The following is a 12,068-nucleotide window of genomic DNA, read 5'->3' on the forward strand; positions in this document are numbered from 1 at the left end:
TAAAGTAGGCAACGAGGGTTTCCTTGCAAGCGTTGATGATTAGACACCAACACCGTGCGCTGGGAAACCCTCGCTTGTGTTTAAGACACGCCGGTGTCACTCACCGGACTTTCGCAACACGACCTAGAGCGGGATCGGCCCGTCCCTGACGATCTCCCGCATCACCAGCGTCGACGTGATCCGCGCGACCCCCGGCAGCTCGCTGAGGTGTTCATCGCGGATCCGCTGGTAGTCGGCCAGGTCGCGGGCGATGACACGCACGAGGAAGTCCGGGTCGCCGAAGAGCCGTTCCGCAGAGAGCACCTGGGGGAGTGCGGCCAGCCCGTCCTCCAGGGCGGCGACGGTGGCGCGGTCCTCACGCTCCAGCGTGATGAACGCGATGACCTGGGTGCCGTAGCCCACCGCGGCCGGGTCGAGGCGGGTGCGGAAGCCGGTGATCACGCCGTCGTTCTCCAGCGCCCGCAGTCTGCGCAGGCAGGTGCTTGACGACGCCCCCGTATGATGCGCCAGCTCCGCGGCCGTGATCCGCGCATTGTTCTGGATCAGTGACAGAATCGTGCGGTCAATGTCGTCCATGTGCGGGATTCTGTCACACGGGCTGTCCCGGGGCTCCACGATGAATGAAAAGAGCGGGAGTGTCGCGGGCGTCGGGAAGCAGGCAGCATGCCGGACATGGACATCACGGACCTCCTGAGCTTCCTCGCGGTCAGCCTCCTGCTGATTCTCACCCCGGGCCCCGACTGGGCGTTCGTGCTCGGCCACGCTTTCCGACGCCGCCCCCTCGCCCCACCCCTCCTCGGCATCGGCCTGGGCTACCTCGGGCTGACCGTGGTGGTCTCCGGCGGGCTGGGGGCCCTGGTGTCCCGTCACCCGGCGCTGCTCACGCTGGTCACTGTCGCGGGTGTGCTCGTGCTCCTGCGTATCGGCTGGCAGATGCTGCGTGCCGCGCTGTCCGGCCCGGTGAGCGTCGAGGTGGAGGCCGCTGCACCCGCCGTGCCGGAGGAACCGGCCGGTGGGGGAGTGGCGACGTTGACGCGGGAGCGGGTGGACGTCGAGAAGCAGGTGCGGACGGTGGCCACCGGAGCCGCGGTCAGCGGCCTCAACCCCAAGGGGCTGATGCTGTTCATCGCGCTGCTGCCCCAGTTCGTGTCGGCCGGAGGCTGGCCGGTCGCCGGGCAGATGTTCGTCCTCGGGCTGGTGTTCATCGCCTCGTCGACGGTGGTGTACACGCTGCTCGGCGTGTTCGCCGGGAAGGTGCTGGCGGGTTCGGAGCGGGCGTCACGCATCCTCACCGGCGTCGCCGGCGGCGCGATGATGGTCGTGGCCGCCGTGATGCTCGCGCAGCACTTCCTCTAGGGGGTATTCCAGTTCGGGCATCAGTCGGGTGCGGGGCAGCGGCCACCCGACTGATGCCCGCAGTCAAATACCCCGCTAATCGACGTGCGCCGGCGTCGACGGCGACACCAGCGGCATCGGCGCGTACTCGGCGCGCAGCTCACGCAGCTTCTGCGCGTGCTCGGCGAGGCGGACGTCCTCGGTGGTGCGCGGGACGAACTGGCGGGCCGGGAGGGCGTTGCCGTCGGTGTCCATCGCCAGGTAGGTGACGGTCGCGTGGATGGCGGTCTGCAGGTTCTCGCGGCCCCCGCGCGGGTTGCCGGAGCGCACGTGCACGGACATCTGCATGGAGCGCGAGTCGGTGCGCATCATGCGGGCGTCGACCTCGATGAGGTCACCGATGGCGATGGGGCGGTAGAAGCGGATGCCGCCGGCGTAGACCGCGACGGTGTGCTCGCCGGACCATTCCATGGTGCAGGCCGCGCCGGCCTCGTCGATCCACTCCATGGCGGTGCCGCCGTGGACCTTGCCGCCCCAGTTGATGTCGGTCGGCTTGGCCAGGAAGCGGTGGATGAGGCGGGGTGCCTCGGAGGGGCCGTCGTAGGTCTGCTCGCCCATCTCGGCCTCGATGGCCTTGCGCAGGTCGATGCGGGACAGGGCGGCGTCGAGGACGCGGCGCTCCTCGTCGTCGGCCGGGACGAACTCCGGCACGGCCTGGGTCTTGCCGGTGGCGGTGTCCTTGGCCACGAAGATGACCAGGCAGTCGCAGGCGCGGGTGAACACGCCCTCGCGCGGGTCGGCGGAGAACACCTCGTTGACGATGTGCATGGAGGAACGGCCGGTCATCGCGATGCGGGAGCGGACCTCGACCATGTGCCCGGACGGGATGGGGCGGTTGAAGTGGATGTGACCGACGTAGGCGGTGACGCAGTAGGTTCCGGACCACTGGACGGCGCAGGCGTAGGCCGCCTTGTCGATCCACTCCAGGACACGTCCACCGCTGACACCCTGGTTGCCGGCCATGAGCACATCGGTGGGGGCGGCGAGGAATCGGAGGGTGACCTTGGGGGACTTGTGGTTGTTCGGCATGCGGACAAACTTTCTCTGGGCGAACTGTCGGGGTGTCCGCGTTACCTTACTAGACTCGACCTATGCTGCCTTGCGAAGCTCTGGAGTGGGTCCGCGATCCCGGGGGCGTCGGGAAGCCTCCGCGTCCCGTCCTCGCCGACGCCGTCCGACGTACCGCCCGCGCCCTGGCGGAGAAGGCGCCCGGGAAGGCCGTGGAGGTGCGTGTCCCGCCCTTCGTGGCGGTGCAGTGCATCGCCGGCCCCGCGCACACGCGCGGCACCCCGCCCAACGTCTTCGAGACCGACCCCCTCACGTGGCTCCAGCTGGCCACGGGCACACTGCTTATCGACGACGCCCTCGCCCGCGGCCTCGTCGACGCCTCCGGCCTGCGGGTCGCTGAGGTGGGGGATCTTCTGCCGGTCATTAGTCTGTGACGCTGTGACGGACTACAGTGGTGGTCGTGGTAATTAAGGACCGTTCCCGGACCGATTCCGCCCCTCTCTCTCCGCTCGATGACGGCGGCGAGACAGAGCCCCGCGAGGAGTGCGGTGTCTTCGGAGTGTGGGCGCCAGGCGAGGAAGTCGCCAAGCTGACCTATTTCGGGCTCTTCGCCCTGCAGCACCGTGGCCAGGAGGCCGCGGGCATCGCCGTCGGCGACAGCGAGAGGATCGTCGTGTTCAAGGACATGGGACTCGTCTCCCAGGTCTTCGACGAGTCGATCCTCAGCTCCCTGCACGGTGACATCGCCCTCGGACACACCCGCTACTCCACCGCCGGTGGCAAGAAGTGGGAGAACGTCCAGCCGATGTTCCGCACCTCCCCCGACGGCACCGACGTCGCCCTCGGACACAACGGCAACCTGGTCAACCCCGTCGAGCTGCGGCAGGAGGCCGTCGAGCGGGGACTCGGCGAGTTCTCCGGCGACGACGAGGCCGCAACCTCCGACACCGCCGTCATCACGGCCCTGCTGGCGGACTCCGTCCGCGACGGCAAGACCGTGTTCGAGTCCGCCCGGGAGCTGCTCCCGCGCGTCAAGGGCGCCTTCTGCCTGACCTTCACCGACGGTCGCACGCTCTACGCCGCCCGTGACCCGCACGGCGTCCGCCCGCTCGTCCTCGGCCGCCTCGAGCGTGGCTGGGTCGTCGCCTCCGAGACCTGTGCCCTCGACATCGTCGGCGCCGCCTTCGTCCGGGAGATCGAGCCCGGTGAACTCGTCGCCATCGACGCCGGTGGCGTGCGCACCGAGCGTTTCGCCGAGACGAAGCACAAGGGCTGCATCTTCGAGTACGTCTACCTGGCGCGCCCGGACACCGTGATCCGCAACCGCCCGGTCAACGCGACCCGCATCGAGATCGGCCGCCGCCTGGCCCGCGAGCGCCCCGCCGAGGGTGACCTGGTCATCCCGGTGCCGGACTCCGGCACCCCCGCCGCCGTCGGCTTCGCCCGCGAATCCGGCATCCCCTTCGGCCAGGGCCTGGTGAAGAACGCCTACGTCGGCCGCACCTTCATCCAGCCGTCCCAGACGCTGCGCCAGCTGGGCATCCGCCTCAAGCTGAACCCGCTCAAGCAGGTCATCGCCGGTAAGCGCCTCATCGTGGTCGATGACTCGATCGTGCGCGGCAACACGCAGCGCGCCCTCATCCGTATGCTGCGTGAGGCCGGTGCGGCGGAGGTCCACGTCCGGATCGCCTCCCCGCCGGTGAAGTGGCCGTGCTTCTACGGCATCGACTTCGCCAGCCCCGGTGAGCTCATCGCGAACGCGATCGCCGGCGACTCCCCCAACGGCACCGCCGCGCTGACCGAGTCGATCCGCAGCGCCATCGGCGCGGACTCCCTCGGCTTCGTCACCATCGATGAGATGGTCGAGGCCACGGAGCAGTCCCGTGACCAGCTCTGCGTCGCCTGCTTCGACGGCAGGTACCCGCTCGGCCTGCCCTCGGGCAACGCCAACGCGGAGGTCGTCGCCAAGATGCAGAGCCTCTAGAACTCCTTACACAGAAAGAAGAACCCATGACCGACAACCAGGGTGCCTCCTACGCCGCCGCCGGAGTCGACATCGAAGCCGGCGACCGCGCCGTCGAGCTCTTCGCCCCGCTGGCCAAGCGTGCCACCCGACCGGAGGTCCGCGGTGGCCTCGGCGGATTCGCCGGGCTCTTCGCACTCGGCAAGTACAAGGAGCCGCTCCTGGCAGCCGGCTCCGACGGCGTGGGCACCAAGCTCGCCGTCGCCCAGGCCATGGACAAGCACGACACCATCGGCATCGACCTCGTCGCCATGTGCGTCGATGACCTCGTGGTCTGCGGCGCGGAGCCGCTGTTCCTGCAGGACTACATCGCCGTCGGCAAGGTCGTCCCCGAGCACGTCGCGCAGATCGTCGCCGGCATCGCCGAGGGCTGCGTCCAGGCCGGCTGCGCCCTCCTCGGCGGAGAAACCGCCGAGCACCCCGGCGTGATGGAGCCCGGTCACTACGACGTCTCCGCCACCGCGGTCGGCGTCGTCGAGGCGGATGAGCTGCTCGGCCCCCACCTGGTCCGTTCCGGTGACGTCATCATCGGCATGGCCTCCTCCGGCCTGCACTCCAACGGTTACTCCCTGGCCCGCCACGTCCTCCTGGAGAAGGCCGGCCTGCCGCTCGACGGCCACATGGAGGAGCTCGGCCGCACCCTCGGCGAGGAGCTGCTCGAGCCGACCCGCATCTACGCCAAGGACTGCCTGGCCCTGGCCGCCGAGTGCAACGTCCGCACCTTCTGCCACGTCACCGGTGGTGGACTGGCCGGCAACATGGAGCGCATCATCCCCGAGGGCCTCGTCGCCGAGATGAACCGCGCGACCTGGACCCCGGGCCAGATCTTCCGCACCATCGCCGACCTGGGCAAGGTCTCGCGCGAGGAGATGGAGAAGACCTTCAACATGGGTGTCGGCATGGTCGCCATCGTGTCCCCGGAGGACCGCGACCGCGCACTCGCCATGCTCACCGCCCGTCACATCGACGCCTGGGAGCTCGGCACCGTCCGCACCGCGACCGACGCGGATGAGAAGCGCGCCCTGCTCAACGGTGAGCACCCCGGCTACTGACCCGTCTGAGCAGCACAAACGGCGCGGCACCTGCCCCGTGAAGGGAAGGTGCCGCGCCGTTGGTGTGTCATGAGGGGCGGGAAAGTACCGCCCGGCCGTCAGGACTAGCGGCCGGAGTAGGACGCGCGCTGCGGGTCCTCATCCTCATCAGACCAGTCCGCGTATTCGGCGTACTGATCGTCGTAGTCGTCGTCTCCAGTGTCATCGTAGGAACGGCGAGGACTCTGCGAAGCAAGTTCGCGCTGGAGCGAGTCCAGATCCATTTCGGGCGTGTTGTACTTGAGCTGGCGTGCAACCTTGGTCTGCTTTGCCTTTGCGCGACCGCGTCCCATGGCCTGACCCCCTTGAGGTATTGAGGGCTATCCAGGGAATTCGGATGCCCCATCGGCTTTACGTCTGTGTGTATTCCTGAAGAACACAATAGCGCGTATGGCCGGAAAATGCCTCACCGGGCCGCTGAGCACGGGAAATGGGTCATAAATAGAGAGAAACGCAAGATCACTGTGACGAATCCGGGGGTAGCCGGGGGTAGGGTTGCTAATCCGGCAAAGTGGTCGTTCACCTACCACGGAGACGGTTGATCGCCGCCCGTCCGGCCTGCTCCCCCTGCTCCTCCGGCAGCGACGCGGGGTCCACCATGACGGCGACGTCGCCGACGCGGAGGTCCTGCCCGGTCAGCGCGCTGCGCTTGATGAGCCCCAGGGCGATGGGCCCGAAATCACAGTCGTCGACGACCGTGCCGATGCGCCCGAGGGCGCGGCCCCCGGCCGGACCGGAGATCTCGGAACCCGGGGTGGGGTTCTCCGGGGCCGAACCGTCGAGCTGGAGCATGACCAGCACCCGGGGGGAACGTCCGAGGTTCTCCACGCGGGCGACCGTCTCCTGTCCGCGGTAGCAGCCCTTCTCCAGGTGGACCGCGCCGGCCCGGTCGCCGCGCCCGATGAAGGACGGCACCTCGTGGGGGATGGACTTGTCGTCCAGATCGGCGGCCCGCTCCGGTTCGAGGGCGCGCACGCGCTCGGCGGTGAAGGCCATGAGGCCGGCCGGCTCCACACCGGCGGACCGGAGTTCACTCACCACGGACGTGAGTTCAGCGCGGGGAACCAGCAGGTCACGGCGTTCAACAGCTGACCAATCCACGCTGCGGGAGGCCACCACGGAGGCCGGCAGAACCACGTCGCCGGACGCACCCAGCAGGGTGAGCACCGCCAGCTCCGCCTCCGCGACCTCCACCTGCGACCAGAAGACCATCTTCTGCAGGAAGGACAGGAAGGACTCGAACTGGGCGGCGGGGACGTCGAGAAGCACACCTTCGGCGGTGCGGACGACATCAGCGTGATGGAGGATGCGGCCCTGGATGTCCAGGTCGAGGGCACCCGCCCCGAAACCTTCCGCGGTGTCGAGGAACTTCTGCGAGAGCAGGTTGTTGAGGAACTCCTCGGTGTCCTGCCCGGTCACCTCCACGACGCGGCGGTGCGAGCGGTCGACGACCACCACACCGGAGTGTGCGCGCCGTTGTTCCCCCAGCGGATCGCCGTAATGCCAGGCGACGCCGGTGGCGTCGATGAGTGCGTCGGTGTCCTGCAGCGGGGCGGCACCGGGGAGGTCGAGCAGGGGGGAACGATACGTAGTCGATGTCACACACCCGATGGTAGCCCGCGTAACGGGGCATAATGCAAGGGTATGGACTCCTCCTCTCCGCTGATCTACATCGTCGAGCCCTACGGCGGCTCCATCCGCCGCCATAACGCGGCGCTGCCGCACATCTACTGGGACGACGCCGCCGTCACCCGTGGCGACGGTGTCTTCGAGACACTCCTCATCCGCGACGGGCACCCCGCGAACCTGCAGCGTCACCTGGACCGTTTCCAGTCCTCGGCACGCCTCATGGAACTGCCGGAACCGTCCGCCGCGGACTGGGTCGACGCGACCCGGCAGGCCGTGGAGGAGTGGTCGCAGCTCACCGACGCCGACGCGAAGTGCGTCTGGACCTACACCCGGGGCCGCGAATCCACCGGCCACCCCAGCGCCTGGCTGACCATCACCCCGGTCGGGGAATCAGTGCTCAGGCAGCGGAAGAAGGGCGTCAAGGTGATGACCAGCCCCCGCGGCTTCACCATCGACACCTCCCTGCCCGGTGTCGAGGAGGCCACCGAGGGCGGCACCCCGGAGCCGGCCCCGTGGCTGACCGTCGGAGCGAAGACCCTCAACTACGCCGCCAACATGGCGGCGCTGCGCTACGCCCGTTCGCAGGGACTCGACGACGTCATCTACGTCGACCCCGCGACCGGCCGCGTCCTCGAGGGCGCGACGTCCACGGTCATCACGGCGCGGGCCGGCCGGAAGCTGCGCACCCCGACCCCCGGCGGGGACATCCTCCCCGGCACCACGCAGGCCGCGCTCTTCGAGTACGCCGAGGAGCAGGGCTGGCGATGCAAGGAGAAGGACATGACCGTCGAGAGCCTCTTCGACGCCGAGTCCGTCTGGCTCGTCTCCTCCGTCCGCGTCGCCGTCCGGGTGACGGAGCTGGACGGCAGAAAGCTCCCGGCACCTGACAACGAGGACGAGGTGCGGGAGCTCATCAACGCCGCGCTGGGCGCCGAGTAGCGGAGCAGGCCGCTAGCCGGCGATGCGCTTGAGCTGCGCGGACATGCGCGGGTGCATCTCACCGTCGATGAGGCGCTCGTCGACCCAGCCGAGATCGTTGTTCGGCATGAGGCCGTAGAGGCGCTTGCCGGCGCCGAGGGTGGAGGAGCAGCTCGAGGTGACCATCGTGGAGGCGGTCTCGACCTCCCAGGCACGCTCGTTGACGGGCTCGCCGTAGAAGATCTCCGCGACGCCCGTGGAGTGGGTGCACACGAACTCGATCTCGTCCTGCAGGGAGATGCGCCAGAAACCGGACTCGCGGTGGTCCGGGCCGACCGGGTTGCCCTCGGAGTCGATCTTCCAGATGCGGGACTCGTAGGTGAGGTAGTTCTCGCCGTCGTGGGCGAAGATGATCTGCTGGCCGAAGGCGAACTGGCTCTCGCCCGGCAGGTCGGCCTGGCCCTCGCCGCGCCACACGCCGACGAGCGGCAGCAGCGCCAGCAGGCCGTCGTGGATGTTGGGGCCGTGGCGGAGGTTGGCGGTGTCATCCGGGATCGGCAGCTCGCCGAGGTCCAGCGGCGGGATGTTGCGGTGGGCGGTGTTCTTCGACTGTTCGGCGGCCAGGTTCACGGCGTCGCTGCCGCTGAGGCCCTGCTGCTCGGGGTGGCCCGCAGCGCCTGCGGAGCCTGCTGCGGCCGCGGCGTCGCCGGGGGTGTCGGACGGGGTGTTCTTCGGCTGGTCAGTCATGCGCTACAGCCTAGTATCCGGCGGGCTAGGCTGATTCATCATGCGCGTCCTCATGATCGCCAACCCCCACTCGACCAGCCAGAGCGCCGACCTGTTCCGCCGGATCATCCCGCTGCTGCGCGCTGTCAGGGGGCTGCGTCTCACGGGGCGCTTCACCCATCATCCCGGCCATGCGGAGGAGATCTGCCGCGGCCTGACCAGGCGCGACTGGGACGTGGTGCTGGTCGTGGGCGGGGACGGCACCGTCAACGAGGCCGTCAACGGGCTCCTCGGGAAGGTGGGGGACACGCGGAAGGATCCGCGGGATCTGCCGGTCCTGGCGGTCATCCCGACCGGGTCAGCGAACGTCTTCGCCCGGGCCCTGGGTTTCCCGCCGAATCCGGTCGACGCGGCGCGGATGCTGGCCGGACTCATCCGCCAGGACCTGCGCCGCACCATCTGCCTGGGCACGTGGAACGACCGCTGGTTCGCGGTCAACGCGGGGTTCGGGATGGACGCCGACGTCGTCGCGCGTGTCGACGAAGCCCGTACCCTCGGCTTCGCTGCCACCCCGCTGCGCTATCTCGCCGTCTGTCTGCTCGTGTGGATCCGCGCGCAGCGGCGTCCCCCGCGTATCGACGTCCACGCGCGTGCCGACGACGGCCGCACCCTCGACCTGCACGGCGTCCCGCTGTTCGTGGCCTCCAACACCAACCCGTGGACCTTCCTCGGCCCGCTGCCCGTGGTGACCAACCCGCGCAACTCCTTCGACCAGGGGCTGGGACTGTTCGGGCTCACCGGTCTGCAGGGGGCGCGGGGCGTGGCGAGCATGCTGCACCTCGTCGGATTCGGGCACCGCAGCTTCTACGAGGACTGGATCCGCGGACGGACCGTGCAGTTCGATGACGCGGCGGACGTCATCCTCGAGTGCCCCGCGCCGCAGCGCTTCCAGGCGGACGGGGAGTACGAGGGGGAGTTCGCCCGGGCGGAACTGGGCAGCCGGCGGGACGCGATCGAGGTGTTCGCACCGCGGCAGGCCTACCCGGTGACCTCACGCACGTGGCGGCAGGTCGTGCGCGACGTGTTCCGCGTGCACTAGTCCTCCGGGGTGGTGGCCGCCTCGACGGGGGACAGCGCCGACATCCGGACCGGCACGTTGAAGCGCTGGGCCTCGAAGAAGATGGAGCCGCCGGACATGTTGACCGTGCTGGCGCGTCCCGCGAGGGGCAGCCTCCGGGTGTCCAGCGTCAGGGTGAAGGCGTCGCGGATCTCCTGCGCCTCGGCGGGGGTCTGGTCGGCGGGGGCGTCGACAAGCTCACGGGGGGTCATGCGGAACTCATTGCCCACCAGGCGGAGGTCGACCACCACGGTGGCGGGTTCCCGTCTGTTGAAGGGGGTACCCGTCAGCTGCGCCTCGGCGGCGGTGCCACCGGAGGGGGAGATGTCGTAGGGGTTGGAGATGTCCAGGTCCGTCATGTCGAGGAGCCGTCCGAGCGCCACCCCGTCGAGCCGGATGGTGCGGGTGAAGGAACGCGCGGTGGACCCGGTGAGGTCACCGCTGAGGATCTGTTCCCGGGTGACGTCGACCTCGCTGATGCGGGTCGTGGCGTTGACCATGCCCAGTGTCGTGACGTCCACGTCGAGTGCGTGCACGTCGACGGTGGGCAGTTCGCCGGTGACCAGAGCGGTGAGGAAGGGGAAGCCGCCGACGTTGACCCGCGGGCTGACGTCGAGACGCGCGGCCTCCTCCACCTCCCGCGAGATGGTGCGCTCGAAGCGGGCGGCGGCGATGCTGTCGACCAGCCAGCTGGCGCCCAGCAGCACTGCGACCGTGGTGACGGCGATGACCAGGAGACGAGGAACGTACACCTCTATATATGTACCAGCGTTACGCTGGGGGCCATGAAGATCGAGACCTGTGACCTGTCCACCTCCCCGGCCCGCCTCGACGCCGTGCGTGCCGTGCTCGCCGCGGCCTCCCGTGCCGACGGCGTCGACGCCTTCTCCGAGCAGTTCCTCCTCGGACTCACCGACGCCCGCGCCGGGCACCGCCACCTCCTGGCGGTCGACGGTGAGGAGGTGCTGGGGCTCGCCGCCTGCGACGGCGCCTCGTGTGAACTCGTCGTCGCCCCCGCTTCCCGACGCCGCGGTGTCGGCACCGCCCTCCTCGCAGCCGTCGACGGGGCCGACGTGTGGGCCCACGGCAACCTGCCTGCCGCGCAGGCGCTGGCCCGGGAGCAGGGGCGCGAGATGACCCGTCGCCTGCTGGTCATGGCGGTGGAGGGGGAGGCGCTGCAGGCCGCCGCCCGTTTCGAGCCGCGTGACGACGTCGAGGCGCTCAACATGGTGGATTCCGTGCGACGCCACGGGCGCGACGCCGTGGAGGAGGCCTGGCTGGCCGCCAACAACGAGGCATTCTCCTGGCACCCGGAGCAGGGTGGCTGGGACCGGGCGCGGCTGTCCCGGGCGCAGGAGACGGAGTGGTTCGCCGAGGAGGACGTGCTCTTCCTCTGGGATGCGGAGGAGCCCCGCCTGGCGGGATTCCACTGGACGAAGTGGCACACCGAGGAGAGCCCGGCCTTCGGTGAGGTCTATGTCGTGGGCCTGGCGTCGGCGTTCCGGGGCCGGGGACTGGGGGACCCGCTGCTCCGCCTGGGGCTGGCGCACATGGCGGACAAGGGGGCGGAGCGCGTGATCCTCTACGTGGAGGCCGACAACGAGCCCGCCGTCAAGGTCTACGAGGCCCTCGGCTTCCACATCGCGGAGGAGCACGCGGTCTGGAGCGAACCTGGGAAATAGGGGTGGGGACAGGAAGGCGGCTCCCCGGTGCGCGGGAGACCCCTTCCTGAGAAGCCGGAAGCCGCTGAAAGTTGGCTGTGATCTGCACCGCCTGCCTGACAGGCGGTGACCCCGCTAACAAAAAGCCCGGTCAGGGGGCGAAAGTTCGCCAAGTGCTATTCAACTGTTAACTACTTGTTCACAGAACTACACCATTGCGGTTAACGTCCGACCCCTAACTTAGGTGGATGTGAGCAACGGTCCGCCTGTGCGCAATGTGAGAACACTGCGGCAGCCGGGGTGACGCACTTGACTGGTTTCACGCGTTGCTCGGACCACCAAACTGACTGATCTGCACCGGAAAGGCTTTCCCGTGATCCGTAACTTCAAGCGCACCGCTGCCATCTTCGGCGTCGTCGCCGTCGGCTCCGCCGCTCTCGTCGCCTGCGGCGACTCCGACAACGGCACCGACTCCACCGCCACCACCGCCGCTGAGGGCA

At 69.1% G+C, this 12,068-nt stretch carries 13 protein-coding genes; 7 read left to right on the forward strand and 6 right to left on the reverse strand.

What is annotated here, in order from left to right:
- Positions 1–123: 123 nt before the first annotated feature.
- Positions 124–576 carry an Lrp/AsnC family transcriptional regulator gene (locus GXZ33_RS04605; protein WP_291339710.1) on the reverse strand — a complete coding sequence of 151 codons (453 nt, stop codon included), beginning with the start codon at positions 574–576 and terminating at the stop codon, positions 124–126.
- 96 nt (positions 577–672) lie between these two features.
- Here GXZ33_RS04605 and GXZ33_RS04610 point away from each other — a divergent pair, with 96 nt between their 5' ends.
- Positions 673–1,356: a LysE family translocator gene (locus tag GXZ33_RS04610; RefSeq protein ID WP_291339711.1), complete on the forward strand. Its 684-nt coding sequence runs from the start codon at positions 673–675 to the stop codon at positions 1,354–1,356.
- Positions 1,357–1,431: 75 nt separating this feature from the next.
- On the opposite strand, the gene GXZ33_RS04615 is transcribed toward GXZ33_RS04610, so the two are convergent.
- Complete coding sequence (locus GXZ33_RS04615; protein WP_291339712.1) at positions 1,432–2,424, reverse strand: acyl-CoA thioesterase; 993 nt, start codon at positions 2,422–2,424, stop codon at positions 1,432–1,434.
- Positions 2,425–2,486: 62 nt separating this feature from the next.
- Between GXZ33_RS04615 and GXZ33_RS04620 the strand changes: the two genes are divergently transcribed.
- The 3 genes from GXZ33_RS04620 to purM are packed head-to-tail and all read left to right on the forward strand — an operon-like array spanning position 2,487 to position 5,478.
- Positions 2,487–2,837: a sterol carrier family protein gene (locus GXZ33_RS04620; RefSeq protein WP_291339713.1), complete on the forward strand. Its 351-nt coding sequence runs from the start codon at positions 2,487–2,489 to the stop codon at positions 2,835–2,837.
- A 26-nt stretch (positions 2,838–2,863) separates the two neighbouring features.
- Positions 2,864–4,387 (forward strand): amidophosphoribosyltransferase, encoded by a 1,524-nt coding sequence (purF, locus tag GXZ33_RS04625; protein ID WP_291339714.1) that lies wholly within the window; start codon positions 2,864–2,866, stop codon positions 4,385–4,387.
- Positions 4,388–4,413: 26 nt separating this feature from the next.
- Positions 4,414–5,478, forward strand: coding sequence for a phosphoribosylformylglycinamidine cyclo-ligase (gene purM, locus GXZ33_RS04630; protein ID WP_291339715.1), 1,065 nt, complete (start codon positions 4,414–4,416; stop codon positions 5,476–5,478).
- 104 nt (positions 5,479–5,582) lie between these two features.
- Here the strand turns inward: purM and GXZ33_RS04635 are convergent, their stop codons facing one another.
- Positions 5,583–5,810, reverse strand: coding sequence for a DUF3073 domain-containing protein (locus tag GXZ33_RS04635; RefSeq protein ID WP_291339716.1), 228 nt, complete (start codon positions 5,808–5,810; stop codon positions 5,583–5,585).
- A 226-nt stretch (positions 5,811–6,036) separates the two neighbouring features.
- Positions 6,037–7,119: a folate-binding protein gene (locus GXZ33_RS04640; protein ID WP_291339717.1), complete on the reverse strand. Its 1,083-nt coding sequence runs from the start codon at positions 7,117–7,119 to the stop codon at positions 6,037–6,039.
- A 42-nt stretch (positions 7,120–7,161) separates the two neighbouring features.
- Between GXZ33_RS04640 and GXZ33_RS04645 the strand changes: the two genes are divergently transcribed.
- Positions 7,162–8,085, forward strand: coding sequence for an aminodeoxychorismate lyase (locus GXZ33_RS04645; protein ID WP_291339718.1), 924 nt, complete (start codon positions 7,162–7,164; stop codon positions 8,083–8,085).
- A gap of 12 nt (positions 8,086–8,097) precedes the next feature.
- On the opposite strand, the gene GXZ33_RS04650 is transcribed toward GXZ33_RS04645, so the two are convergent.
- Positions 8,098–8,811, reverse strand: a complete 714-nt coding sequence (locus tag GXZ33_RS04650; RefSeq protein WP_291339719.1) for an FABP family protein — start codon at positions 8,809–8,811, stop codon at positions 8,098–8,100.
- A gap of 40 nt (positions 8,812–8,851) precedes the next feature.
- On the opposite strand from GXZ33_RS04650, the gene GXZ33_RS04655 reads away from it, so the two are divergent.
- Positions 8,852–9,889, forward strand: a complete 1,038-nt coding sequence (locus tag GXZ33_RS04655; RefSeq protein WP_291339720.1) for a diacylglycerol kinase family protein — start codon at positions 8,852–8,854, stop codon at positions 9,887–9,889.
- Here GXZ33_RS04655 and GXZ33_RS04660 read toward each other — a convergent pair.
- Positions 9,886–10,659: a DUF2993 domain-containing protein gene (locus GXZ33_RS04660; protein WP_291339721.1), complete on the reverse strand. Its 774-nt coding sequence runs from the start codon at positions 10,657–10,659 to the stop codon at positions 9,886–9,888. The two genes, GXZ33_RS04655 and GXZ33_RS04660, sit on opposite strands and share 4 nt — an antisense overlap.
- Positions 10,660–10,692: 33 nt before the next feature.
- Here GXZ33_RS04660 and mshD point away from each other — a divergent pair, with 33 nt between their 5' ends.
- Positions 10,693–11,589, forward strand: a complete 897-nt coding sequence (mshD, locus tag GXZ33_RS04665; RefSeq protein WP_291339722.1) for a mycothiol synthase — start codon at positions 10,693–10,695, stop codon at positions 11,587–11,589.
- Positions 11,590–12,068: the final 479 nt, after the last annotated feature.

Origin of the sequence: Corynebacterium sp., from assembly GCF_012838985.1 — a bacterium.
Lineage (GTDB): Bacteria > Actinomycetota > Actinomycetes > Mycobacteriales > Mycobacteriaceae > Corynebacterium.

Excerpts from the sequence above, each read along its gene's own strand:
- GXZ33_RS04605 (WP_291339710.1), bottom strand. The coding sequence starts at position 576 with ATGGACGACATTGACCGCACGATTCTGTCACTGATCCAGAACAATGCG.
- GXZ33_RS04610 (WP_291339711.1), top strand. The coding sequence starts at position 673 with ATGGACATCACGGACCTCCTGAGCTTCCTCGCGGTCAGCCTCCTGCTG.
- GXZ33_RS04615 (WP_291339712.1), bottom strand. The coding sequence starts at position 2,424 with ATGCCGAACAACCACAAGTCCCCCAAGGTCACCCTCCGATTCCTCGCC.
- GXZ33_RS04620 (WP_291339713.1), top strand. The coding sequence starts at position 2,487 with ATGCTGCCTTGCGAAGCTCTGGAGTGGGTCCGCGATCCCGGGGGCGTC.
- purM (WP_291339715.1), top strand. The coding sequence starts at position 4,414 with ATGACCGACAACCAGGGTGCCTCCTACGCCGCCGCCGGAGTCGACATC.
- GXZ33_RS04635 (WP_291339716.1), bottom strand. The coding sequence starts at position 5,810 with ATGGGACGCGGTCGCGCAAAGGCAAAGCAGACCAAGGTTGCACGCCAG.
- GXZ33_RS04645 (WP_291339718.1), top strand. The coding sequence starts at position 7,162 with ATGGACTCCTCCTCTCCGCTGATCTACATCGTCGAGCCCTACGGCGGC.
- GXZ33_RS04650 (WP_291339719.1), bottom strand. The coding sequence starts at position 8,811 with ATGACTGACCAGCCGAAGAACACCCCGTCCGACACCCCCGGCGACGCC.
- GXZ33_RS04655 (WP_291339720.1), top strand. The coding sequence starts at position 8,852 with ATGCGCGTCCTCATGATCGCCAACCCCCACTCGACCAGCCAGAGCGCC.
- mshD (WP_291339722.1), top strand. The coding sequence starts at position 10,693 with ATGAAGATCGAGACCTGTGACCTGTCCACCTCCCCGGCCCGCCTCGAC.